At 60.6% G+C, this 23,312-nt stretch carries 20 protein-coding genes; 5 read left to right on the top strand and 15 right to left on the bottom strand.

The features are described 5' to 3' along the window. Positions 1-9: 9 nt before the first annotated feature. From V8359_RS09030 to rpe, 8 genes are all read right to left on the bottom strand, one after another. Entirely contained in the window at positions 10-1,605 is a 1,596-nt protein-coding gene (locus tag V8359_RS09030; protein WP_336428426.1) for an ABC transporter substrate-binding protein, read from the bottom strand. 49 nt (positions 1,606-1,654) lie between these two features. After that, on the bottom strand, positions 1,655-2,536 hold the full coding sequence (locus V8359_RS09025; protein WP_336428425.1) for an ABC transporter permease: 882 nt from the start codon (positions 2,534-2,536) through the stop codon (positions 1,655-1,657). Continuing rightward, positions 2,533-3,129, bottom strand: coding sequence for an ABC transporter permease (locus V8359_RS09020; protein ID WP_336428424.1), 597 nt, complete (start codon positions 3,127-3,129; stop codon positions 2,533-2,535). Before V8359_RS09020 ends, V8359_RS09025 begins: the two co-directional genes overlap by 4 nt. A gap of 155 nt (positions 3,130-3,284) precedes the next feature. After that, the gene (locus V8359_RS09015) at positions 3,285-3,587 is read right to left on the bottom strand and encodes an ABC transporter permease (protein ID WP_336428423.1); all 303 of its coding nucleotides are present in this window, start codon (positions 3,585-3,587) and stop codon (positions 3,285-3,287) included. A gap of 3 nt (positions 3,588-3,590) precedes the next feature. Further along, the gene (locus tag V8359_RS09010) at positions 3,591-5,222 is read right to left on the bottom strand and encodes an amidohydrolase (protein WP_336428422.1); all 1,632 of its coding nucleotides are present in this window, start codon (positions 5,220-5,222) and stop codon (positions 3,591-3,593) included. Between the two features lie 196 nt (positions 5,223-5,418). Continuing rightward, on the bottom strand, positions 5,419-6,360 hold the full coding sequence (locus tag V8359_RS09005; protein WP_336428421.1) for a LysR family transcriptional regulator: 942 nt from the start codon (positions 6,358-6,360) through the stop codon (positions 5,419-5,421). A 106-nt stretch (positions 6,361-6,466) separates the two neighbouring features. Next, the gene (locus V8359_RS09000; protein WP_336428420.1) at positions 6,467-7,480 is read right to left on the bottom strand and encodes a GDP-mannose 4,6-dehydratase; all 1,014 of its coding nucleotides are present in this window, start codon (positions 7,478-7,480) and stop codon (positions 6,467-6,469) included. Beyond that, positions 7,477-8,169, bottom strand: coding sequence for a ribulose-phosphate 3-epimerase (gene rpe, locus V8359_RS08995; protein ID WP_336428419.1), 693 nt, complete (start codon positions 8,167-8,169; stop codon positions 7,477-7,479). Before rpe ends, V8359_RS09000 begins: the two co-directional genes overlap by 4 nt. Positions 8,170-8,291: 122 nt before the next feature. On the opposite strand from rpe, the gene V8359_RS08990 reads away from it, so the two are divergent. Next, positions 8,292-8,690, top strand: a complete 399-nt coding sequence (locus V8359_RS08990) for a PaaI family thioesterase (RefSeq protein WP_336428418.1) — start codon at positions 8,292-8,294, stop codon at positions 8,688-8,690. A gap of 62 nt (positions 8,691-8,752) precedes the next feature. After that, positions 8,753-11,170, top strand: a complete 2,418-nt coding sequence (locus tag V8359_RS08985) for a heavy metal translocating P-type ATPase (protein ID WP_336428417.1) — start codon at positions 8,753-8,755, stop codon at positions 11,168-11,170. On the opposite strand, the gene V8359_RS08980 is transcribed toward V8359_RS08985, so the two are convergent. From V8359_RS08980 to V8359_RS08960, 5 genes are all read right to left on the bottom strand, one after another. Further along, positions 11,167-11,898 carry an SDR family NAD(P)-dependent oxidoreductase gene (locus V8359_RS08980; RefSeq protein ID WP_336428416.1) on the bottom strand — a complete coding sequence of 244 codons (732 nt, stop codon included), beginning with the start codon at positions 11,896-11,898 and terminating at the stop codon, positions 11,167-11,169. The genes V8359_RS08985 and V8359_RS08980 overlap by 4 nt on opposite strands. Further along, positions 11,895-12,626 (bottom strand): SDR family NAD(P)-dependent oxidoreductase, encoded by a 732-nt coding sequence (locus V8359_RS08975; RefSeq protein ID WP_336428415.1) that lies wholly within the window; start codon positions 12,624-12,626, stop codon positions 11,895-11,897. The genes V8359_RS08980 and V8359_RS08975 overlap by 4 nt, the downstream gene beginning before the upstream one ends. Further along, on the bottom strand, positions 12,623-13,813 hold the full coding sequence (locus tag V8359_RS08970; RefSeq protein WP_336428414.1) for a cytochrome P450: 1,191 nt from the start codon (positions 13,811-13,813) through the stop codon (positions 12,623-12,625). Before V8359_RS08970 ends, V8359_RS08975 begins: the two co-directional genes overlap by 4 nt. Before the next feature lie 165 nt (positions 13,814-13,978). Then, positions 13,979-15,529 (bottom strand): trimethylamine methyltransferase family protein, encoded by a 1,551-nt coding sequence (locus tag V8359_RS08965; protein ID WP_336428413.1) that lies wholly within the window; start codon positions 15,527-15,529, stop codon positions 13,979-13,981. 16 nt (positions 15,530-15,545) lie between these two features. Further along, entirely contained in the window at positions 15,546-16,244 is a 699-nt protein-coding gene (locus tag V8359_RS08960) for a GntR family transcriptional regulator (protein ID WP_336428412.1), read from the bottom strand. 102 nt (positions 16,245-16,346) lie between these two features. Between V8359_RS08960 and V8359_RS08955 the strand changes: the two genes are divergently transcribed. The 3 genes from V8359_RS08955 to V8359_RS08945 all read left to right on the top strand — a co-directional run bounded on the left by V8359_RS08955 (position 16,347) and on the right by V8359_RS08945 (position 20,949). After that, entirely contained in the window at positions 16,347-17,795 is a 1,449-nt protein-coding gene (locus tag V8359_RS08955) for a TrkH family potassium uptake protein (protein WP_336428411.1), read from the top strand. Further along, positions 17,795-19,390: a thiamine pyrophosphate-binding protein gene (locus tag V8359_RS08950; protein WP_336428410.1), complete on the top strand. Its 1,596-nt coding sequence runs from the start codon at positions 17,795-17,797 to the stop codon at positions 19,388-19,390. Before V8359_RS08955 ends, V8359_RS08950 begins: the two co-directional genes overlap by 1 nt. Positions 19,391-19,554: 164 nt before the next feature. Continuing rightward, entirely contained in the window at positions 19,555-20,949 is a 1,395-nt protein-coding gene (locus V8359_RS08945; RefSeq protein WP_336428621.1) for an MFS transporter, read from the top strand. On the opposite strand, the gene aroC is transcribed toward V8359_RS08945, so the two are convergent. Both aroC and ald read right to left on the bottom strand, forming a co-directional pair. Continuing rightward, positions 20,879-21,985: a chorismate synthase gene (aroC, locus tag V8359_RS08940; protein ID WP_336428409.1), complete on the bottom strand. Its 1,107-nt coding sequence runs from the start codon at positions 21,983-21,985 to the stop codon at positions 20,879-20,881. The genes V8359_RS08945 and aroC overlap by 71 nt on opposite strands. Before the next feature lie 93 nt (positions 21,986-22,078). Further along, a complete protein-coding gene (ald, locus tag V8359_RS08935; protein ID WP_336428408.1) occupies positions 22,079-23,197 on the bottom strand; it encodes an alanine dehydrogenase in 1,119 nt (372 codons plus the stop codon). Positions 23,198-23,312: the final 115 nt, after the last annotated feature.

The raw sequence follows: 23,312 nt of genomic DNA, 5'->3' as shown, positions 1-23,312 counted from the left end.
CCCAAGGCTTTATTCCTTGAACTTGAGATCCAGCCCTTTGTAGAGACCGGCACCGTAGTTGTTGTGCGGCACGACCGGCTCCATCTCGGCGGTGTGGGTGATGAACATCGGCTCATGATAGAGGGGCAGCCATACGGCGGCCTCATGCACTTTTTTCAGAACCTCGCCGTAAGCGTCGGCGCGCGTTTCATCGTCAAGCGCGGTCTTGCCCTTGTCGAGAAGCATGTCCGTTTCTTCATCGTCCCAGTTCATGCGATTGGGCGTCGGCATGTTTTCGGACCGGAAGTAGAGGTTAAGCGCATCGCCCGAAGAGACATAGGGAAAGCTCATCCCGAAGACGTCGAACTCCTGTGTCGCAAGTTTGCCCCAAGCGACCGTGGCGTCGAAGGCCTGAATTTCCAGATCAATGCCGACCTTGAGCAACTCGGCCTGCACGAACTCAGACACTTTCTGCCATGTCGACCCGGCAAAAACATAGGCCGTGGGCTGAAGCTTTATGCCGTCCTTTTCGCGGACGCCGTCCTCGCCGACCTTCCAGCCGGCCTCGTCCAGCATCTTTTTGGCCCGCTCGGGATCATACCGGAGAAGGTCGTCATCAAGATCCTCGTTCCAGTCGAGCGCGCCCTGACTTACGTAGCTATAGGCTGGCTCGACCTTGCCGAACATCAAATCCTCGGCCAGCGCCTCCTGGTTCACGGCAAGGTTCATGGCCGCACGCGCAACAGGGTCTGACACGCTTTCCTTGTTGATCTTGAACCCCATGAAATACGTCCAGAACGCTTCGTCGGAGCGCTGCACCTCGACGCTTGGGGCTTGATCCATCTGGTCGATGGCGATGGCGGGGATATATTGCGTCACTTGGCTTTGCCCGGTGAGAAGCGCAACTGTGCGGGTATTCTCTTCGGGGACAACCTGCCACGTGATCTTGGCCATGTGCGGCGCGCCATCGTTGTCATAGAACGACGGGCCCCAGTCATAGCCTTCGTGGCGCGTCATCACCAGCTTGTCCCGGGGCGTCCAGCTTTCCCAGCAATAGGGGCCGGTCCCGTTGAAGCCACTGATGCCAAAATCTTCGCCTAGCGCCTCGACATTGTCCTTGTCGACGATCGTGCCAAAGCTTTGGGTGAGCTGATAGAGCAGTTCCGAAAATGGCTCTTCCAGCTGATACTCGACGGTTTTGTCGTCCAACGCCACTACATCCTTGACGTCACCCGCACGCCAGGCCACCGGCGATTTCGTTTCGGGATCGACCCAGCGTTTTATGGAATAGACGACGTCTTCAGCGGTCATCTCTTTCCCGTCGCAAAAGGTAACGCCATCCTTCAGGTGGAACGTGTAGGTGCGACCATCTTCCGAAACGTCCCACTTATGCGCGAGCCCATCCGAAACGGTCTGCATGTCCGGTTCAAGCGAAACAAGTGTGTCGCCCATCATGAACAGCCCTTCGGCCGCAGCGCGGGCCACCGATTTCTGCGGGTCGTAGTTGTTGCTGTCGACTTCGCGGACGATAGTGATCTCTTGTGCCGCGGCCATACCGCCAAACGGCAATGCGGCAACCAGACCGGCCAAAAGCAGCCGTCCGGGTGATTTCGAGGGGTGTTTCATTATACTTCCTCCGTTGGATTGTCGCCCATTTATTCAGGGCTTGGTGAAGTCAGGATCGCATGCGCGGATCAAGGACATCGCGAAGCGCATCGCCGGTGATGTTGGCCGCGAGCACGATGATGAAAATTGTAAGCGACGGAATGAAGGCGATGTGCGGGGCGAACAGGATGAAATCGCGCCCCTGCGAGGCCATCATGCCCAGTTCCGCCGCCGGCGGACATGCGCCAAGCCCCAAGAAGCTGAGCGCGGCGCCGATCAGGATGATCTGGCCAAAACGAAGGCTCATGAAGATCATGATGGCCGAAATCGAATTCCGCACGAGATATCGGGTAAAGACCGCTGTGTCCGACAGCCCGATGGCGCGGCCCGCCTCGATGTATTCCTGTTGCATCACGCTTAGCGCGATGGAGCGCGCGATGCGCGCACTATCAGGCACCGTGGCAATCGAAAGCGCGATGATGACAGGAAGCGCACCGGGCCCAAATATTGCCACAAGGGCAAGGCCCAGAAGGATCGCCGGGAACGACAGCATGACATCGGCAAACCGCATGACAAAGGGCGAAAGCCTCGGATAGAACGCCGAGAGAAGCCCCAGAAGCGAGCCGATGAACCCGCCGATGCCAACGGAAAGCAGCCCGATCAGAAGGGTGAGGCGGGTGCCATAGAGCAGGCGGCTCAGAATGTCGCGGCCCTGCCCGTCCGTGCCGAGAATATAGGTCCAGTCGCCGCGCTCCGCCCATACCGGCGGCTGCATCACACTTCGGGTGCCTTCGAACGGATCGTGTGGCGCGATCAAGGGTGCCAGCATCGCCCCCAGCACAAACAGCGCCAGAACGATCATCGAGACCGCCGCCGACGGATCGCGCATCAGGGCCCGCCACCAAGCTTGCCGCCGAGGCGGCGTGTTTTCGATATCCGCCGGTATCGTCATTTGCCCTGCACCCGTGGATCGAGGAGCGCATAGAGCATGTCCACGATCATGTTGATGATGATAAAGGCCAAGGCGAGCACAAGAATGCACCCCTGTGCCAGTGGGTAGTCTGCCGAAAGGATCGCACCAACCGAAAGACGGCCGATGCCGGGATAGGAAAAAATCGTCTCGGTCACGACCGCACCGTCGAGAAGGTATCCCGCCTGAAGACCGACACGCGTGATAACCGGCAACAAAGCATTGCGCAGCGCGTGTTTTATAATCACACGCCGTTCTTTGAGCCCTTTGGAGCGCGCCGTGCGCACATGGTCCAGCTTAAGCACCTCAAGCACGCTTGACCGGGTCATCCGGGCGACAGGCCCGATAAAGATAAGCCCCAATGACAGCGCCGGAAGCGCGATATGGCGCAGATCCTCGAGTGTCCAGAGCGGGTCGCCCCGCCCGATAAACGGGAAAAGCTGCCATTTCACGCCGAGAAGCTGGATAAGCAGAAGGCAAATGAAGAAGATCGGCAGGGACACACCCGCAACAGAAAACGCCATGATCGCCCTGTCGAGGAACGAGCCGCGCCAGACCGCACCCAGCGTGCCCATCGCGATGCCTAAAGCGTTTCGCCTTTAACCTGAGACATCAGCGAACCGCGAAACGCGTGCAACGCCTGAATGTCGCGATGCGTTTCGCGAAAATCTGTGATTCAGGTTTTTCGCGAAACGCTTTAGCGGTATGGACCAGACAAGATAGGCGAACATCAACTCGAGCGTCGGAACAATGGCCGCCCAAGTTCACTCGCCACGGTCTTGTTGGAAATGAAGGAGCGGCCCAGATCGCCCTGAAGAACACGTTCCAGATAGGGCCAGAACTGCACCAGCATCGGGCGATCAAGCCCCATCTGCTCGCGGATTTGTTCCACCACCTCAGGCGGGGCCATGGCACCCGCAAAGACGCGCGCCGGATCGCCGGGCGAAAGCTGTATCAGAAGAAACCCGAGGATCAGCACCCCGATCAGGACCGGGATGGATTGCAGCAGGCGTCTGACAGCCGTGTCGATCATGTCTCAGCCACGCTCATATACGATTTGGCCGTTGAGAATGGTCATATCGCAGCGCGTATCGACAATCTCTTCGGGGTCGATCTCAAAAAGGTTGCGATCGAACACGGCGATGTCGGCCAACTGTCCAACTGCAAGCGTGCCCTTGATCTTCTCTTCGTGGGTCGCATAGGCGCTGGCCCATGTGTAGGCATGCAACGCCTCGTCCATGCTGAGGGCCTGATCCGCGCCGATGACAGTGCCCTGCCGGGTCTTGCGCGTGACCATGTTGTAGATGACAGGCATCGGCGCGATCTCGGTTACCGGACAGTCGGTCGAGGCCGAAGGGTGCAGCCCGGCATCAAGCCAGCGGCGCATCGGGTGCGAGGCGGCCACGCGCTCTTTTTCCAGCAGAGTCAGGTAGAGATCACCGAAATAGTAAAGAAACGAGGGCTGTGGCACGGGAAGGACATGCATCTTCTGCATTCGCTCCATGTGATCACCGCTCAGCCAACCGCAATGTTCGATCCGGTGGCGCCGGTCCGGGGCCGGATCAGCGGCTTGCGCGGCCTCGTATGCGGTAAGCACCTCTTCGATGGCGGCATCGCCAATGGCGTGGATGGCCATCTGGTAGCCCGCCTTGTGTGCCTCAAGCACCATTGCGTTCAGCTCGGCCTGATCGGGAATGCACAGAAAACCGGTGTCGTCCGCTCCGCCCCCCATATAGGGCTGTTTCATGGCGGCGGTCCGTCCACCCGCGCTCCCGTCGGTAAAGATTTTGACGGGACCGATGCGGAACATGTCGTCACCCGTGCCGGTGGTCAGACCCTCATCCATGCATCGCGGCAGGATGCTGCGGGTCTTGTCCCCCATGAGCGTGCCATAAACCCTGAGTGGCATACGGCCCGACGCATGGCATTTCTGGTAAGCTTCCATTTCGGTCCAGCCATCGCGGATACCGATGGCCGCATCCATGCAGGACGTAATTCCATAGGACAGAAGGTCCTCACCACCGCGAATGATCGAGTCGACAAGCTCGTCAACGGCTTTGTCGGGCATGACCTCCATGATTTTCTCACGCCCCGTTTCGGCCACGAGGCCCGTAAGCTCTCCGTTCTTCTTTTCGATCAAGCCCCCCTCGGGTGAGGGCGTGTCGGCGGTGATCCCCGCCAGTTCGAATGCCCGAGAATTGGCAACCGCGAGGTGCCCGTCGGTCCGTACGATATAGACCGGATGATCCGGGCATGCCTCGTCAAGCTCCTTGCGGGTCGGGTGTCTCTTTTCGTCGAAGGCGAAGTGATCGTAGCCCCGCCCAACGATCCATTCGCCCTTCGGTTCGGTCGCGGCGCGATCACTGAGTGCGGTTTTCACAGCGGCAATCGTCGGCGCTGCGTTCGGGCGCAGATCAACTTCAGCCATGGCCGTGCCGTAGGGCAGAAGATGCATGTGAACGTCGTTAAGGCCGGGGGTGGCGAGCCGCCCCCTGAGATCGACAACCTTTGTCTCATCGCCGACCAGCCTCTGGATGTCTGCATCCGATCCACTGGCCAAAACCTTGCCGTCCGCAAGAGCGATCGCTTCCGCCCAGCCATGATCACGGCCTAGCCAGATGCGCCCCCCGGTGAGCGCCATTTGCGCCGTTCCTTGCGATGCCGACATGGATGCCTCCTGCGTGATCAGAGCGTTCACCATCAGTCTAGGCGCAAGTCACCTGCCCCGGTCAATGTCGCATCAAAGGTGGAAAGGCAGCATTTTACTTTGAGAACCTGCCATTCTAAGTAATTGTTTTACTGTGGTAAAATCTCAGGCATCTTGGCCAAATCTATATATAAATAAAAGTATTTGAATCAAATTTTCAGTTATATATGGATGATCGGTGCTGATGCGCGAGGAATGGCATATGCTCGGTCGCGGTATGCAGCGCGCGGGTATATTCAGCCAGAATCCGGGCCTTCGCGTCAGAGACAGACGCAGGGGTGAGCACGGTATTCGTGAACCGTGTGGGCGGATAGAAGCGACGAATCACACTGTCTTTGGACGCGTGAAGTTCGGCAGCGAAAACATCGACAACCGTCACGCCAAGCCCTGCTCCCGCCATTGCGCACGCGGTCTGTGATTGATGGGCCTCGAACTGCGGGGCATAGATCACGCCCTGTCGCGCGAACGACCCGGCCACCAGTGGAGAGATCACCTTGCCCGCGTCGATCAGATCCTCCTTGACCAGTTCAGCAGGGCCAAGCGTGGCATGTTTCGTCAGCGCATGATCTCGGGGGATGACAGCCACCAGATGCGTTGGCGGCAAGAGCGTGCGATTGAGCTCCGTTTCACCGGTCGCACCCAATACGATCCCGAGATCGGCCTGACCCAGTTCCACCACCTGAAAGACCTGATCGTCGGCACAGACCGTAATTTCGATTCTCAGTTCCTCATGGCGCCGACGCAGTTCCCTGAGCGCCTCAAGCGCGACACCATGGCCAAGCGAGGGCGTGGCGGCGATGCGAAGATGTGCCACGCCGACCGTCGCGAACCGTTTCACGTCTTCGGTGAGACCTGCCATCGCCGAAAAAACGGGCCGCACCGCGCGCGCCAAATTCTCAGCAGTGGGTGTCGGCCTTAGATATCTGCCTTCGCGTTCGAACAAGATGCACCCCAGCTGTTTCTCCAACCTCTGAATCGAGGCCGAGACTGCGGGCTGAGAAATTCCGAGATACGCGGCCGCAGCGGTAAGCCGCCCGGTCTGCATGACCGCGTCGAAAACTTCGAGAAGTCGTATCTTGATTTGATCGTCCTGCGCCATGAAACCTGTCCCGAATCCGCACGCCCGGACCCACGTGCCGAAGCTTCAGCGTAGGCGCATCCCGCCCCGTGCTCCAGCAGGATTCGGGCCACAGGCGCCAAGCTGCTCAGATGTCGTAATAATCACGATACCACGCGACGAAACGCCCTATACCCGTCCGCAGGTCGGTTTTGGGTTTATATCCAGTCAAGCTTTGGAGCAGTTGGGCGTCAGCCCATGTCGCATAGACATCGCCCTTTTGCATATCCATGTAGTTGCGCTCCGCCTTGGTGCCCAATTCGTCCTCGATTGCCTCGACAAGGTCCAGAAGACGCACGCTTTGCGAGTTTCCGATATTGACCACGCGATACGGCGCAACCGGCGAAAGGCTGTCGCCATCGGCGATATCTTCGCGCCCGGCGGGCCGTTCCGGCACCGCGTCGATCAAAAGACGCACTCCACGCACCAGATCCTCAACATAGGTGAAATCGCGATACATATCGCCATGGTTATAGATATCGATTGGCCGACCTTCGAGAATGGCCTTGGTAAACTTGTATGGCGCAAGATCAGGCCGCATCCACGGGCCGTAGACCGTAAAAAAGCGGAACATTGTGATCGGCAAATTCCAAAGATGCGCATAGGAATGCGCCATGCTTTCATTGGCCTTCTTCGTCGCGGCGTAAAAGGTAAGCGGTGTCTCGGTCTTCTCAACCTCGGTAAAGGGCATCTCTTCGTTGGCACCATAAACCGAAGAGGTGGAGGCCATGAGAAGATGACCCACACCCAATTCTCGCGCGGCTTCCATCACGTTGAAGGTGCCGAGGATGTTGCTTTCGAGATAGGCGCGCGGGTTTTCAAGGCTATAGCGCACACCCGCCTGCGCGGCGAGGTGAACAATCACGTCGGGGTTGAACGTGCGACAAACCTCCATGACCTTTTCGGCATCTTCGAGCATGGCCTCGGTCGCGCTGAACCCTTCGGATTGCAGCAGTATCTGATGACGGCGCTGTTTGAGCGTGACGTCATAATAATCGGTGATCGCGTCAAAGCCGTGAACGGTCATCCCTTCGTCCAACAACAGCTTGGCAAGGTGAAAGCCGATGAAACCGGCGGTGCCGGTGACCAGAACGCGGGTCATTTGCCTGCCCCGGCCGCCTCACGGATGGCGCGCATGTTTTGGCCGTATACCTCGGGCGACGTGACGCTCCCGCCTTTGAAGACCGCAGAGCCTGCGACAAGAACATCGGCCCCGGCCTCGACTACGGCGGGGGCGGTCTCGGGCGTTACACCGCCATCAATCTCGATATGAATGGGCCTGTCGCCAATCATGGCGCGCAGCTTGCGGATCTTGTCTATCTGGCTGTGGATGAAACTCTGCCCGCCGAAACCGGGGTTCACCGTCATCACACAAACCATGTCGATCATATCCAGAAGGTGCTCCACATCATCAAGGCCGGTGCCGGGGTTGAGCGCAAGCCCGGCCTTCATGCCGTGCCCCCTGATGGCTTGAAGCGTGCGGTGAATATGCGGACCCGCCTCGATATGGGCGGTCAGGACATCGGCACCCGCCTCCGCGAACGCTTCGATATAGGGATCGACCGGCGCGATCATCAGATGCACGTCCATGACCGTTTTGACATGGGGCCTGAACGCTTTGACCGCTGGCGGTCCGAACGTGAGGTTGGGCACGAAATGGCCATCCATCACATCCACATGGACCCAATCCGCGCCCTGGGCTTCGATGGCGTCGATTTCAGCCCCGAAATTCGCGAAATCGGCCGAAAGGATGGACGGGGCGATCTTGATTTGGCTGCGATCAAAGCTCATGGGGCTGGCTCCTTCATGTCTCTGCCACGCGCTATGAGGCGCGGGCGGGCCGAGGTCAAGCTTGGCGATTGAACCTTCGGTGTCACTATGCGACCTAAGCACTGCACGCGTGAGGACGTAACATGCCTGATCCCCGGTTCATCGAAAACAATTATCCCTTTCAGTCTTACCTTGGCTTCAAGCTTGTGGAATGGCACGAAGGGTTCGCGCGGGTCGAGGCGCCTATATCGCCCTTTATGCAGAACCGTCAGGGCATTCCCCATGGCGGGGTTCATGCCACACTTCTGGATAGCGTGATGGGCTTTGCCGGGTGCTATACCGGCGACGCGGATCAACGTCAGATGGCGCTCACGCTCTCCATGACGGTTAACTATGTGGGCCAGGCCCAGGGTCCGCGCCTTATCGCCGAAGGGCACAAGACGGGCGGCGGACGCAAGACCTACTTCGCCGAAGGCACCGTGCGCGACGAGCTTGGAACACTGGTGGCGACGGCGACGGGCGTATTCCGATATCGCTCATGACTTGACCTTTCACGTGCCGCTCCCCTTATCGGAAGGATATGGCGCAACATGGACAATCGTACATGACATCACAGACCGGTCCTCTTCGGCTTGAAATAGACGGCATGTCCTGTGCGGGGTGCGCGCGCCGGGTTGAGACGGCATTGGGCGGCGTAACGGGCGTGCGTGACGCGACCGCAAATTTCGCCGACCGGTCCGCACGGTTTCAGGCCGATCACGCAGACATGACAGAACTTCAGCAAGCCCTGTCCGATGCGGGATATCCGGCGGTTCGCACCGAAACCCGGCTGAGTGTCGAAGGGCTTTCCTGTGCCTCTTGTGTGGCGCGGGCCGAAACCGCGCTGAAGGCCGTGCCGGGCGTGCTTGCGGCGCATGTCAATCTGGCCACTCAGGGCGCCCGAGTGGCTTTCCTTGCGGGCACAACCACGCCGGAACATCTCGCACGGGTGCTGACGGATGCCGGCTATCCCGCGACAGTCACCGAAGGGGACAGCCCTCCCGACGCCGAGGCCGAAACCCGGCGCGCGCGCCGCTCATTCCTGATTTCCGCCGCATTGACCCTGCCGGTATTCGCCACCGAAATGGCGGCGCACGCGATCCCGGCGCTGCATCATTGGATCATCGGCACGGTCGGACAGACGCCTTATTGGGTCGCGCAATTCCTGCTGACAACGCTTGTCATGTTCTGGCCCGGGCGGGTCTTCTATCGTGTCGGACTGCCCGCACTGGGGCGGGGGGCGCCCGAAATGAACAGCCTTGTGGCCATGGGCACATTGGCTGCATGGGGCTACTCCACCGTGGTTTTGGCGGCCCCCGGCCTATTGCCCGAAGATGCCCGGCAGGTTTACTTCGAAAGCGCCGCGGTCATTGTGACGCTTATCCTTTTGGGACGCTGGCTCGAGGCGCGGGCACGCGGACGCACTGCCGATGCGATCCGGGGGCTGGCACGGCTGCAACCCGCGACCGCGCGTGTCGAAACCGAAGACGGCACCGAGGACCGGCCAATCTCGGCTTTGGGGCTTGGGGACCGGGTGATTGTCAGACCGGGTGAGCGCCTTCCCGTGGACGGAGAGGTCATCAGCGGCACGTCCCTCGTGGATGAATCCATGCTCACCGGAGAGCCTTTGCCGGTTCAGAAAGGCACAGGCGACGCGGTTACAGGCGGGACGCTCAACACCCACGGCGCCCTTACCATCCATGCCACCGCACTCGGCGAAGCCTCAACCCTGTCGCGGATCATTGAAATGGTGCGCAATGCACAGAGCGATCGGTTACCGATTCAGGCTCTGGCCGACCGTGTGGTCGCCCGGTTCGTGCCGGCGGTGCTCGGGGTTGCGGTGATCACGCTGCTGCTTTGGCTCTGGCTCGGACCTTCGATCACCTTTGCGCTGGTCGCGGCGGTTTCGGTTCTGATCATCGCCTGTCCCTGCGCCATGGGTCTCGCAACGCCCACTTCGATCATGGTTGCCACGGGCCGTGCCGCCGAGCGCGGTGTGCTGTTCCGCAAGGGCGACGCGCTTCAATCGCTGGAAGAGGCTAGGGTCATCGCCTTCGACAAAACCGGCACCCTGACCGAAGGGCGCCCCGCAGTGAGTGGGGTTGAAACCGCGAACGGATTTGATCGCGATGAGGTGCTCGCGCTTGCCGCCGCGGTCGAAACACGTTCCGAGCATCCCTTGGCGCGCGCCATCCTCGAGGCGGCCAAGGGATTGCCCCGGCATGAGGCCGAAACCCATGAAATCACGACAGGGCTCGGGCTGTCGGGTCGGGTCAACGGGCGTGAGGTGATGATCGGATCGCGCCGGATGTGCGCCGAAGCCGGTATCGAGACCACTCCGCTCGACAAAGCCGCATCGCAGGCCGAGGAGGCGGGCGCGACGCCGGTTTTCGTATGTGTTGACGGCACATTGGCAGCGGTGCTGGCGATTTCCGACCGTGTAAAGGACAGCGCCGCCGATCTCGTGGCCGACCTCAAGGCGCGCGGCCTTACCGTCGCAATGATCACCGGCGATACCACCCGCACGGCACAAACCGTTGCCGACCGACTGGGTATCACCGAGATACATGCCGAGGTGCGCCCCGACGGCAAGATCGCCGCGCTCGATGCGCTCAGGGCTGCACATGGGCCGGTCGCCTTCGTGGGGGACGGCATCAACGACGCCCCGGCTCTGGCACATGCGGATGTTGGCATTGCCATCGGCGGCGGAACGGATATCGCGGTTGATGCCGCCGACGTGGTGCTCATGTCGGGCGATCCCAACGGTGCGGGCGAAGCCCATCGGCTTTCGCGACTTGCCATGCGCAATATCCGGCAGAACCTTTTCTGGGCCTTCGCCTACAACATTGCCCTCATTCCGGTGGCCGCAGGCATTCTCTATCCCGCGTTCGGCCTTTTGCTGTCGCCTCAACTTGCGGCGGCGGCGATGGCGCTTTCGTCGGTATTCGTTCTCTCGAATGCACTGCGCCTGCGCCGGGCCTAAGGCAGGCTCAGCTGCGCGGTGCGACCGCCATCTATGGTATAAACCTGACCGGTTACAAAACTGGCGTCGTCACTCACCAACCAACAGATAAGCTTTGCAACCTCTTCGGGCTGACCGGTTCGCCGGATGGGATGAATCGACCCTATTTCGGCTCTAAACCCCTCAGAGTCAGGCATGCTCTCGACAAATGCCATGTTCAGCGGCGTATCGATCCAACCCGGCGCAACCGCGTTGCACCGCACCCCGTCTTGACCATGATCCACCGCCACGGCGCGTGTCAGCCCATGCAAGCCCGCCTTGGAGGCGCAATAGGCAGGATGGCGCGGGTTTGCGGCAAACCCTTCCACAGAGCCTACGTTGACGATGGCCCCACGAGCCGTCCGCAACAGCGGCATCGCGTGGCGGATAAGCAGAAAAGGCACCGTGAGATTGAGGTGAAGCTGGGCATGCCAGTCGTCCTCGGATGTCTCTTCGACCGTGCCTTCACGCATGACGCCTGAGCAATTTATGAGAATATCGAGCCTGCCAACCGCGTCTCTGATATGCCCGATCACCCGTTCAGGCGCTGACGGATCGGCGAAATCAGCTTTAACAGTGTCGAATTCCGTCGTTCCGCGCTGTGCAGTGAAAACCCGCGCGCCCTGCTCGGACAGCACGCGCGCCGTGGCTGCGCCCATGCCGCTCGACGCGCCCGTGACCAAGGCGACCTTGCTGTCGAAGCGACTCATCCGACCGGTTTCCCGCCATTTACCTCAAGAAGGGCACCACACATGTAGCGCGCAGCATCAGAGGCGAGAAACGTGATGACATCAGCGATCTCATCCGGCTCCGCGATATGCCCGAGCGGCACAGTGGCGTTGAGCGCCTCGACCGCCTTGTCGGGGTCAAACCCGCGGGCCGCGAAGCCGGTGCGAAGCATGGGCGTATTAACCTCGTTCGGACACACGGCATTGACCCGGATCCCCTGCCCCGCATGATCGCGGCCAAGACACTGCGTCAGTGCGGCAAGCGCAGCTTTCGACATGACATAAAGCGGGTGGTTCGGGCCGGGATGCACACCCCAGCATGAAGCGACATTGACAATCGCTCCGCCACCACCTGTGGCCATGATCGGGATCGCCGCACGGCAAAGGCGAAACGGGGCATCGACATTGACGCCCATGGTCAGCGCATAGTCCTCATCCGTGACGGTGGTGATGTCCCCGCGCGTAATGACCCCCGCATTGTTCACCAGAAGGTCCAACCCACCCAGCGCCGTGCGTGCCGCGCCGGGCAGCCCATCGCAAAAGCCCGGATCGAGCAGATCACCATCAAGATGCGCCTCGGCATCGGTCCTGCTACTGTCGCGGTCCGTTGCCACAACGCGGGCGCCCTCGGCCCTGAGACGCGCGACGACCTCCCGGCCGATCCCGCCAGCCGCGCCGGTGACGAGCGCGCGTTTTCCCTGAAACCTCACGTTTGGACCTCATAGACAATGGGCAGGCTGAGCGGGCCCGTGTTTCCACTCTCGGGGAGCCATTCGGGCACCCCGTCATAGGCCACGCGCACAAAGCTGCGCCGCAGGGCAGCCAGCGCCGCCGCAATATCGGTTCGGGCAACGAAATGGCCGATGCAATGATGCGCCCCGCCGCCAAAGCCGAAATGCTTGCGGCGCGGGGCGGTGATGTCGAAGGCGGGCTGGTCGCAAATTGCAGGATCACGAGCCGAGGCATGCACGAGAAGATGCAAGACCGTTCCTTTTTCGACCCTGATTCCGCTCAATTCGACATCCTCGGTCGCCTCGCGGGTCGCCCACGTCGTTGTGGGGCGCGCACGAATGAACTCTTCGATCGCAGCCGGTATGAGACCCTCATCTTGGCGCAGGGCCTGCCATTGCGCAGGATTTTCAATGAACAGCGAAAGTCCCAACCCCAGAAGGGCGCGGGTCGTGTCGACACCGCCAAAGATCGAGATGACGATCACGTTCAAAAGCTCGTCATGGCTGCACCCCCCGGTTTCGTCGAACCGGACAACAAGGCGCGCGACATAACTGCTCTTATCCTCGCCACGCCGGACCCGCGTCACCAGCGTATCCGCAAGCGAGAACAGCCGGATGCAAGCAGCGTTGAACCTGTCTTGAAACTCCGGCGCGCGCACCCCCATCGCCAGACCCAATTCGGCGGCGTCATGGGCAATTTCAGGCCATCTTTCACGCTCCATTCCAAGCAAGGTCGTGATCGCCTGCCCTGCGAAAGGTTCAGAGAAGGCGGATTGGAATTCGCAACGCTCCGTTTGCCGCAAGTCGGCACAGAGATCGCGTGCTATCTCCTCAAAGACCGGGATCAGACCGGTCACATACGCCTCGCTCAGCGCCGGAACGGCAAGGTCACGCATGCGCCGGTGCGGCGGGCCCTCCTGACTTATGACCGAAGATTTCCAGAATTCGGCAAAGGCCCCCGTGATACCCACCGTGTCAGGCCAGTTATGGCTTCCTTGGCGGAACCGTCTGTCGCGAAGGATGCGCCCCACCTCGTGCCAGCGCAGAACCGCAAGACCATAAGGCGTGCGCGCACACCATGCGGCGGCGCGCGCCTCGGCGATCTCGGGGCCGCGGGTCGAAAATGCCGGATCGCTCAGATCCAGATAGGGTAGCGCGTCAGACATGGATACAAACTCGCTCGGCATCATAGAGTGCGGCGGCTATATTCCGCAATGACACCGCATCCCTGATGCGCAGCATAGCACATACAGCCCTCTGATCCCGTTGAAATGATTGCGGCAGCGGATCGTCCATGCGCACCATGTGTCCTCTCGCCGTATTGCTCTGCCTCAATACTCCTGATTGAGCGCGTCCGCCGCCGGGATCTCGTGCTCACGCCGCGCGATGTAGTCCAGAAGAGCCTCGTTCACGCCCTCATCAAGCTTGGGTTCCTCATATTCATTGAGCATCTTCCGCGCGGCATTCAACGCGCGCTCGGTCACCTCGACGGCGCCTTCGGCCTGCCATTGCTCGATCGAGTTGTTGTCGAACAGGTCAGGCATGAAGAATGCACGCTGAAAGTTTTCGAGTGTATGAGCATGACCAAGGTAGTGCCCGCCCGGCCCTATATCGGCGACCGCGGCGATGGCCTCGTCGAAATCGTCCCAACGAATGCCCTCGGCCATGCGGTAGGCCATGGCGCATTGTTCGGCGTCGACCACGAACTTGGCCATGGAGCAATGCATGCCCGCCTCGTTCCAGCCGGCGGCGTGCCACATGTAATTCGTGCCGGCCATCTGTAGCGCCATGAGCGTCGTAGCGCTTTCATATCCGGCCTGCGCATCAAATGTCTTGGCCCCGCCCAGCGTGGTCGAAGACCGCCACGGCACTCTATAAAAGCGCGCCATCTGACCGATCATAATGTTCATCAGGCTGATTTCCGGGGTTCCTGCCATGGGTGCCCCGGATTTCATGCTGACCGTGCTGAGGTAATGGCCATAGATCGCAGGGCATCCCTTGCGAATGATCTGTGTGTAGGCCAGCGCGCTCAGCGCCTCGGCGTTGAGCTGTGCCACTGTGGGGGCGACCGAGGCTGGCGTGTTCGCCCCACCGAGCACGAATGGTGAGCAGAGCACCGGCTGATTGCGGCGATTGAAGGCGCGCATCGCCCCCAACATCGTCTCGTCCCAGACAAGTGGCGAGTTCCCGTTGCAGTTGCCTGTCACCACAGGGTGGGAGTCGAGGAACTCTTCGCCAAAAAGGATCGCGCACATATCAAGCACATCCTCGGCGTTCTTGGGGCTGGTGGTCATGCCCATGAACATCTTGTCGGAATGTTTCATCGACGAATAGGTGATGCGGAGATGCCGTTGACTGATTGGATGATCGTAGGGCTCGACAATATGATGCGCGGATGAGTGCATCGCCGGGAGCATATGTGCCAGCTTGTGAAAGTTGGCGAGATCGTCGAGCGTGGGATTGCGCCGCACATCATCAAGATCGCGGAGGAACGGCGCGCCGGTCATCGGCACGAACACGCCCTGATCGCGGCCAAATGGCAGGTTGTTCGCTGGATTCCGGGCATGATAGGTGAATGTCTCGGGGATCGTCCTGATCAGGTCGCGCACCAGACCACGATCGAGATAGACTGTCTCTCCGACGACCTTGGCACCTGCGCGGCGCAAATCCTCGAGTGCGATTTCGTCGCGAAATACCACGCCGACATTTTCAAGGATATGCATTGACGCCGAGTCGATCCGTTCGATCTGTTCGGCGTCCATCGGTTCGGTCAGGGGAAGGTTGCGCTTGAGCGCCGGGAGCATCTTCAGATCGCGTGTCTGGCGGATCGCCTTGCGGGCGCCACGGCCACGGCGGGCGGGTTTTTCGGTCACGTCGATCAAACTCTCAAATCCTTCGTCATGCACCCTGAAATTCGGGCGCGTGTGTCTCTGTCGGCAGGGGATCGGGCATCACGTATCGCTCAAGCCGGTCCCGGGTGAGATTCCAGTGATCCATCGTCAGGCTGATAGCGGCCTCGGCATCGTGGCTTTCGATGGCCTCGATCATCTGGTCATGCTGAGCGACCGACGCCTGAACGCGCGCGGCCTCGTCATCGCCTGACGGGCGATAGAATATCTGGCTAAGGCGGGTGTGGTCGATGAGCATCCTGCGCAATGCGACGATCAGGTAGGGATTGTGCGCCATAAGGCCGATCTGTTCATGAAACCGGTGGTTTCTAAAGGACGCCACTTCGGCATCGCCCGCATCGGTGGCGGCGCGAAACTCTTGCTGAATGGCGCGCAGGTCGGCAAGTTGCGCGGTTGTTCTGTTCTCGGCGGCGAGGCGGGCAATGTTGCAGTAAATCATTGGCGCGGTTTGAAAGAACACGCGCATCGTCGCCAAATCCATCGAGGACACTTTGGCCCCTCGGTTCTGCTCGATCTGAATCAGCCCCTCACCATTAAGACGCTGAAAAATTTCCCGCATGGGTGTGCGTGAGAGACTGTATTCTGCGCATAACGCGGCTTCGTCCAGATCCGCACCCGGAACGATGTTCCGGGTCAGGATGCGCCTACGCATGTCCTCAAGGCATTCCGACTTGCGATCACGACTCATATTTGCATCCCTTCCTTCGGATACTTTCTGTATACATATTGTATCGTATGTCCAGACCCTATCTGTCTTGACACTTTCGCAGCCAAACGCCAACGCTGCCGCATGCTTGACTTTCGCCCAGTGGGATATGTGATTGGCCTCACCGTTCTGGCCCTTGGCCTCACCATGGTGTTGCCGATGCTCGTCGATATCGCCGAGGGCCGGGGCCATTGGCCTGTCTTTGCCGAGAGCGCACTTCTCACGGTGCTTACCGGTGGGCTTGTCGCGCTTAGCTGCCGCAATGGCGTGCGCGAAGGGCTGACCATTCAACAGACCTTCCTGCTGACAACCGGTGTCTGGGTCGTGCTGCCGATTTTCGGAGCTCTGCCACTTATGATGGGGGCGACCGGCCTTGACCTGACGGACGCGGTTTTCGAGGCGATGTCGGGTTTGACAACCACAGGGTCCACTGTGATCTCGGGGTTGGACGATCTACCCAAGGGGCTTTTGCTTTGGCGCGGCATCCTTCAATGGCTTGGCGGGATCGGTATAATCGTTGTCGCCATGGTATTCCTTCCCGAGCTTCGCATCGGAGGGATGCAGATGTTCCGAGCTGAAGCCTTTGATACTATGGGGAAAATACTCCCTCGGGCCAGTGCCATCGCCTCGCAAATCTCGATCATCTACCTGGGCCTCACACTGGCCTGCGCGGTCTGTTACTTATCTCTTGGAATGAACCCGTTCGACGCCACGGTGCATGCGCTGACCACCATGTCCACAGGGGGCTTTTCCAACTATGACGCTTCCTTCGGAACGTTCTCGGGCATTGCCGAATATGCGGCAGCCTTTTTCATGATTCTCGCCGCACTTCCCTTTGTGCGCTACGTGCAGCTTCTGAATGGAAGCTCAAGGCCGATCTTCTCGGACACGCAGATTCGGACATTCCTGATGACCGGGGCGTGTTTGGTGACGTTCATGGCGGCCTATCTCGCCACAGTTTTCAACCATCATCCCGAACAAGCGCTGCGCGAGGCGCTTTTCAATATCATTTCGGTTCTATCCGGCACCGGCTATGCCAGTGCGGATTACATGCAGTGGGGCACCTTCCCCATCGCGATTTTTTTCTTCGTGGGCCTTATCGGCGGATGCGCGGGGTCCACAGCATGTTCGGTAAAGGTCTTTCGTTACCAAATCCTTTTCGCGTCGATCCGGTCGCAGGTGCAACGCATCTATCTGCCGCATGGGATCTTTGCTCCGCGCTATGACAACAAACCGGTTGCAGACGATGTTCTGAACTCGGTGTTGACCTTCTTCGTGTTTTTCATCCTCACACTTGGTGTCGTGGCTGTGGCGCTCGGGCTTACGGGGCTCGACTTCGTTACATCCGTGTCCGGCGCCGCGACGGCGATCGCAAATATCGGACCCGGTTTGGGCGAAACGATCGGACCGGCCGGCAACTTCGCAACTCTGAACGAAACCGCCAAATGGATTCTGACTGCCGCCATGTTGATCGGGCGGCTGGAACTCATGGCCGTATTCGTTCTGTTCACAGCCAACTTCTGGAGAGCCTGATGACAAAGACAGATATACAAACCCGACCCTTGGGTGCGCAAATCTCGCACATGCTGAAATCACGGGGGGTGGATACGATCTTCGGCATCCCCGGGGTCCACAATCAGGAAATGTATCGCGGCATCGAAGAGGCCGGGATCACCCATGTCCTCGCCCGGCACGAGCAGGGCGCGGGTTTCATGGCCGATGGATACGCGCGCGCCTCGGGGCGACCGGGCGTGGCTTATGTCATCACCGGGCCCGGCCTGTGCAACATTATGACCCCCATGGGACAGGCCTATTCAGACAGCGTGCCAGTCCTTGTCATTTCCTCATGCCTTGATGAAACCGCCAACTATCGTGGGCAATTGCATCAGATGCTTGATCAGGAGGGCGCGGCGCGCACTGTCTGCGACTGGTCTTACGAGGCGCGAGACGCGGCATCGGCTTATGCGCTGATTGATCGCGCCCTGCTGGAATTCAGCGCCCAGCGCCCGCGCAGCAAACATATTCAGGTGCCGATTTCAGCGCTGGAGGGAACCGCGCCGCCTTCGCCGGAAACGCCATCGGCCGTGGCGCGTAGTTTTGGCGATCTGCCGGGGGGCGTGGCACAGCGTATCATGGCCGCGAAACGCCCGCTTTTCCTGTTGGGTGGCGGCGCGCAGGGTGACGTAGACGCGCTCAGGGACGTGGTACGCCGACTTGGGGCCGCAACCATGGTGACGGTGGCCGGGCGTGGCCTCGTTCCGGCGGATGATCCGCTCTATTACGGAGCGTACCTGAGCCGTCAAGAGAACGCACAGATCGTGGCCGAAGCCGATCTCGTAATCGTTGTGGGCAGTGAAATGGCCGAGGTCGATCTGTGGCGGAGAGACCTTGGGCACAAAGGCGATTTCATCCGTGTGGACATAGACCCCGAAGTGCTTTCACAGCCAGTTGGAGGTGAGAAGATCCAGATGGATTCGGGTGCCTTCTTCCGCACTCTAAACGATGCGATGGCACCGGACCACGACCCGGCAACGGGCTGGAGCGAAAAGGAAATTTCGGCTGCCAAGGCCCGGTGGCGCAGTGAGAACGAGGCCGACCGTCCGGGCATCGTGCGGATCGCCGACGCCCTGCATGAGGTGATGCCCGAAGATGCGATGATCTATTCGGACATGACCCAGTTCGCCTATGTCTCGAACGAGGTGTGGGACGTGCCCCGGCCCGGCCATTGGCACCATCCGTCGGGCTTTGGCACGCTGGGATATGCCATGCCCGCCGCCATCGGGGGCGCGGTCGCGCGGCGGGGTTTGCCGACTGTGGCGATCGCCGGGGACTACGGGTTTCAGTATACGGTTCAAGAGCTTGGTGCCGCCGTGGAACTGGGTCTGCCATTGCCGATCCTGCTATGGGACAATGGCAAGCTGAAGGAAATCGAGGACAGCATGGTCGGCGCACAGATCGCGCCCAATTCCGTCATCGCCCACAATCCGGATTTCTGTGCTTTGGCACAGGCTTATGGCGCGCATGCCGTGCAGCCCGAAAGCCTGAGCGCGCTTCAAGAGGCGCTTCTATCGGCGTTCGAGGCGGACGCTCCGACGCTGATCTACATGACGAAAGACATGACCGACTGAGACCACCCAATCGGCTTCCGACGTCGCGCGGCCCCTTGGTTGAAGGCGAAACGCGTTAACAGCCAAATTCCCGGCGTTCGCGACGTCGGCATCCACGTCGGCATTCACGTCGGTATCACGTCGGTGCGTTTGAACGGTGCCCCGCGGGGTTAACGCAACGCCCGCTGGTCCTGTCTTCTAGGCGGGATGATATCGCGCTGCCTGCGCTTGACCAACATGCCGCGCCGGAACCGTTCGGCGCGACGTATGTTTTCCAGTCAAGAGTTGGGAGCGAGGCCATCACCTACTTTCGGAGTCTGTCCGCAGCCGGCTTTGCAGCGACGTCCATCGCTTACGGGCCGGCGCGGATGGGCTATGGGCTTTTCGTGCCGGAATTCCGGTCGGCATTTTCGATGTCGATCTCGGAGGTCGGGTTCGTGTCGAGCCTCGGATTCTTTGGATTCTTCCTCGGACTTGTGACCGCACAAACATTGCTGATGTGGCGAGGGCCGGCAGCGCCTGTTCTTCTCGGTCTGATCGCGGCGACCGGCGGAATGGGTATCGTTGCGGCGGCACCAAACCTTGTCGTGCTCGCGATCGGCGTGTTCTTCGCGGCCTCGAGTGCAGGTTTCGCGTGGACTCCATTCAATGACGCCGTGCATCGCAAAGTGTTGGGGGCGAACCGGCCAGCCGCCCTTTCGGAAATCAGCACTGGCACCAGCGTCGGCATCGCGGCGGCAGGCATTGCGGCATTCGTCATGTCGCTGACGGGCGTGTCCTGGCGGGTGTGCTGGATATTTTTCACAATCGCGGGCGCGCTCGTCTTTATCGCGAATTGGGCTGTCTTGCGACAGGTCGGCAAGGCATCCAAAAACCGAGCCGATATCCAGTGGCGAGAGATCATCAGGGCACCGGCCCGGCCGCTTTTCGTCGTCGCCTTTGTGTTCGGAACGACCTCAGCGATCTACATTTCCTTTGCTGCCGACCGCATGACCCAAGCAGGCGACGCGTCAGGATTGTCCCACGAAACAGCGCCTGCGGTTCTCTTTATCCTCTATGGCGTTTTCGGCCTTGCCGGGCTCCTTACCGGACAGGCCCGAAATGCAATCGGCCTGCTTTGGCTGTTGCGTCTCGTAATGCTGGCTGGCGTGGGGTCGGCCATCGTCACAGCGATCCTACCGGACACATGGGCCGGTCTGATCCTGTCGGCGGGCCTACAGGGTGTGCATGTCATGATGATGAGCGCAATCTTGGCCTTCTGGTCGGAAAAGCTTTTCCCGGCCCTGCCCTCTTTCAGTTTTACGGTGACGTTGCTTGCCACGGCGGTCGGGAGCACCCTTGGACCGGCGACAGCCGGGCTTGCTTCGAATGCTTTCGGAGCGGGCCCAATGTTTCTGGGATGCGCGGTCCTTCCCCTGCTGACGGCACTCCTGCTACGTGGATGCCATGTCAGGGAGCGCCCCGTGAGTGACGCGGTGATTGATTCAGACGAAGGAGCCGGAGCTTACCCTACCCGATCTGCCCGCGCGGGCCGAGGCCGCCGACCTGCCCACGATGCAGGAGCAGATGATCGAGGATGACACAGGCCATCATCGCCTCGGCCACCGGAACGGCACGGATACCGACGCAAGGGTCATGCCGCCCCTTGGTGACAACTTCGGTCGGAGTTCCGTCCATGCGGATTGATTGGCGGGGGGTGAGAATGGATGAGGTCGGCTTGACCGCGAAGCGAACGACAACGTCCTGACCGGTCGAGATGCCGCCCAGCACGCCGCCCGCGTGGTTCGAGCTGTATTCCGGGCCGTCTTTGCCCATGAAAATTTCATCCGCGTTGTCGGTGCCCTTGAGGTGGGCCGCGGCCATGCCTTCGCCAATCTCAACGCCCTTGACCGCGTTGATCGACATCATGGCAGCGGCGAGATCGGTATCGAGCTTGCCGTAAACCGGCGCGCCAAGCCCTGCGGGCACACCGCGTGCGACCACTTCGATTTCGGCCCCGACCGAGTTCTGCGCTTTGCGGATCTGTTGCAGATAGCTTTCCCATTCCGGCACCGCGCCGGCATCGGGTATCCAGAAATCATTGCCATCGATGGCGGCCCAGTCAAAACGGTCGCGGTCGATGGTCACGTCGCCCATGCGGGTCATGTAGCCCTTGACCTTAACCCCCGGCACGAGGGCCTCAAGAGCGGCGCGCGCCACGCCACCCGCCGCGACCCGCGCCGCCGTTTCACGGGCCGAGCTGCGCCCGCCGCCGCGATAGTCGCGCAGCCCGTATTTCTGATGATAGGTGATGTCGGCATGGCCGGGTCGGAAGGTTTGGGCGATATCGCCATAGTCGCGCGACCGCTGATCGGTGTTCTCGATCATGAGCTGAATGGGCGTGCCTGTGCTTTGCCCCTCGAACACGCCGGACAGGATGCGCACCGCGTCGGGCTCCTGACGCTGGGTCGTGTGTTTGTTTTGGCCCGGACGGCGCTTGTCGAGCCAGTGCTGAAGCGCGGCCTCGTCCAGCGGGACGCCCGGAGGGCAGCCATCAACCGTCGCGCCAAGGGCTGGCCCGTGGCTTTCGCCCCATGTGGTGAAGCGGAAAAGATGTCCGAATGTGTTGAGGCTCATGGCGCGGCTCCTTTGACCCGAGGGTCTAGCGGTGGGAGGCGCGCGCCTCAAGCGGAATTGAAAAGGCGCGCCCGGTGGGGCGCGCCGTTTGCATTAAGCCTTGATCGCCATTTGCGGCGACAGCACGTCAATACCAAGGGCGCGGCCCACCGCGTAATAGGTGAGCTTACCAGCATGGACGTTAAGCCCCTCGAGCAGGTGGGGATCGTCGGCGCAGGCCTGTTTCCAGCCCTTGTCGGCAAGCGCGAGCATGAACGGCATCGTGGCGTTACCCAGCGCGATGGTCGAGGTGCGCGCGACGGCGCCGGGCATGTTGGCGACGCAGTAATGCATGATCCCGTCCACCTCATAGATGGGATCGGCATGTGTGGTGGCCTTGGACGTCTCAAAGCAGCCGCCCTGGTCGATGGCCACATCCACGAGCACCGCGCCGGGCTTCATCGTGGGGAACTGTTCGCGGCGCACAAGCTTGGGCGCCTCCGCCCCGGGGATGAGCACGGCGCCGATCACCATGTCGGCCTGTGTCAGATGCTCGGCCAGAAGGCCCGCCGAGGAGTAGCCGGTGCTGAATTGATCGTGGAACACATCGTCGAGATAGCGCAGCCGCGGCAGCGAGCGATCGAGAACCGTCACATCCGCGCCCATGCCCGACGCGATGCGCGCCGCATGGGTGCCAACCACACCGCCGCCGATCACCAGCACTTTGGCCGGGCCGACACCGGGCACACCGCCCATCAGGACGCCACGCCCGCCATTGGCCTTTTGCAGCGTATAGGCGCCGACCTGAGGCGCGAGACGACCGGCCACTTCGGACATCGGCGCAAGCAGCGGCAAACCGCCGTTACGGTCGGTCACCGTTTCATAGGCAATGGCGGTGCAGCCCGATTCCAGCAGATCATGAGTTTGATCCGGGTCGGGCGCGAGGTGCAGGTAGGTGAAGAGAAGCTGACCTTCGCGGAGCATCTTTCGTTCGGCGGCCTGAGGCTCTTTGACCTTTACGATCATGTCGGCGGCGGCAAAGATTTCTTCGGCGGTGTCGGCAATGGCCGCGCCGGCAACTTCGTAGTCGGCATCCGAGAAGCCCGCGCCGTTGCCGGCGCCCTTCTGCACGATCACCTCGTGGCCGTGGGCCACGGCCTCAAGTGCGGCATTGGGCGTCAGGCCGACGCGGAATTCCTGTGGTTTGATTTCGGTCGGGCATCCGATTTTCATAAGGTCTCTCCTCCATTTCGGCGCAGATTGGCACATTATGCGCGCAAGCAGGTGCGAAATTTCTGGCGCTTGCAGTCCGTTGATCGGGATATTATATTGCCTATCCTTGGTTCTT

Origin of the sequence: Roseovarius sp. E0-M6 (assembly GCF_037083845.1) — a bacterium.
GTDB lineage: Bacteria > Pseudomonadota > Alphaproteobacteria > Rhodobacterales > Rhodobacteraceae > Roseovarius.
The sequence above is the reverse complement of the archived record's forward strand: the minus strand, read 5'-3'. Positions and strand labels throughout refer to the sequence as shown.

Excerpts from the sequence above, each read along its gene's own strand:
- V8359_RS09030 (WP_336428426.1), bottom strand. The coding sequence starts at position 1,605 with ATGAAACACCCCTCGAAATCACCCGGACGGCTGCTTTTGGCCGGTCTG.
- V8359_RS09025 (WP_336428425.1), bottom strand. The coding sequence starts at position 2,536 with ATGACGATACCGGCGGATATCGAAAACACGCCGCCTCGGCGGCAAGCT.
- V8359_RS09020 (WP_336428424.1), bottom strand. The coding sequence starts at position 3,129 with ATGGGCACGCTGGGTGCGGTCTGGCGCGGCTCGTTCCTCGACAGGGCG.
- V8359_RS09015 (WP_336428423.1), bottom strand. The coding sequence starts at position 3,587 with ATGATCGACACGGCTGTCAGACGCCTGCTGCAATCCATCCCGGTCCTG.
- V8359_RS09010 (WP_336428422.1), bottom strand. The coding sequence starts at position 5,222 with ATGTCGGCATCGCAAGGAACGGCGCAAATGGCGCTCACCGGGGGGCGC.
- V8359_RS09005 (WP_336428421.1), bottom strand. The coding sequence starts at position 6,360 with ATGGCGCAGGACGATCAAATCAAGATACGACTTCTCGAAGTTTTCGAC.
- V8359_RS09000 (WP_336428420.1), bottom strand. The coding sequence starts at position 7,480 with ATGACCCGCGTTCTGGTCACCGGCACCGCCGGTTTCATCGGCTTTCAC.
- rpe (WP_336428419.1), bottom strand. The coding sequence starts at position 8,169 with ATGAGCTTTGATCGCAGCCAAATCAAGATCGCCCCGTCCATCCTTTCG.
- V8359_RS08990 (WP_336428418.1), top strand. The coding sequence starts at position 8,292 with ATGCCTGATCCCCGGTTCATCGAAAACAATTATCCCTTTCAGTCTTAC.
- V8359_RS08985 (WP_336428417.1), top strand. The coding sequence starts at position 8,753 with ATGACATCACAGACCGGTCCTCTTCGGCTTGAAATAGACGGCATGTCC.
- V8359_RS08980 (WP_336428416.1), bottom strand. The coding sequence starts at position 11,898 with ATGAGTCGCTTCGACAGCAAGGTCGCCTTGGTCACGGGCGCGTCGAGC.
- V8359_RS08970 (WP_336428414.1), bottom strand. The coding sequence starts at position 13,813 with ATGTCTGACGCGCTACCCTATCTGGATCTGAGCGATCCGGCATTTTCG.
- V8359_RS08960 (WP_336428412.1), bottom strand. The coding sequence starts at position 16,244 with ATGAGTCGTGATCGCAAGTCGGAATGCCTTGAGGACATGCGTAGGCGC.
- V8359_RS08955 (WP_336428411.1), top strand. The coding sequence starts at position 16,347 with ATGCTTGACTTTCGCCCAGTGGGATATGTGATTGGCCTCACCGTTCTG.
- V8359_RS08950 (WP_336428410.1), top strand. The coding sequence starts at position 17,795 with ATGACAAAGACAGATATACAAACCCGACCCTTGGGTGCGCAAATCTCG.
- aroC (WP_336428409.1), bottom strand. The coding sequence starts at position 21,985 with ATGAGCCTCAACACATTCGGACATCTTTTCCGCTTCACCACATGGGGC.
- ald (WP_336428408.1), bottom strand. The coding sequence starts at position 23,197 with ATGAAAATCGGATGCCCGACCGAAATCAAACCACAGGAATTCCGCGTC.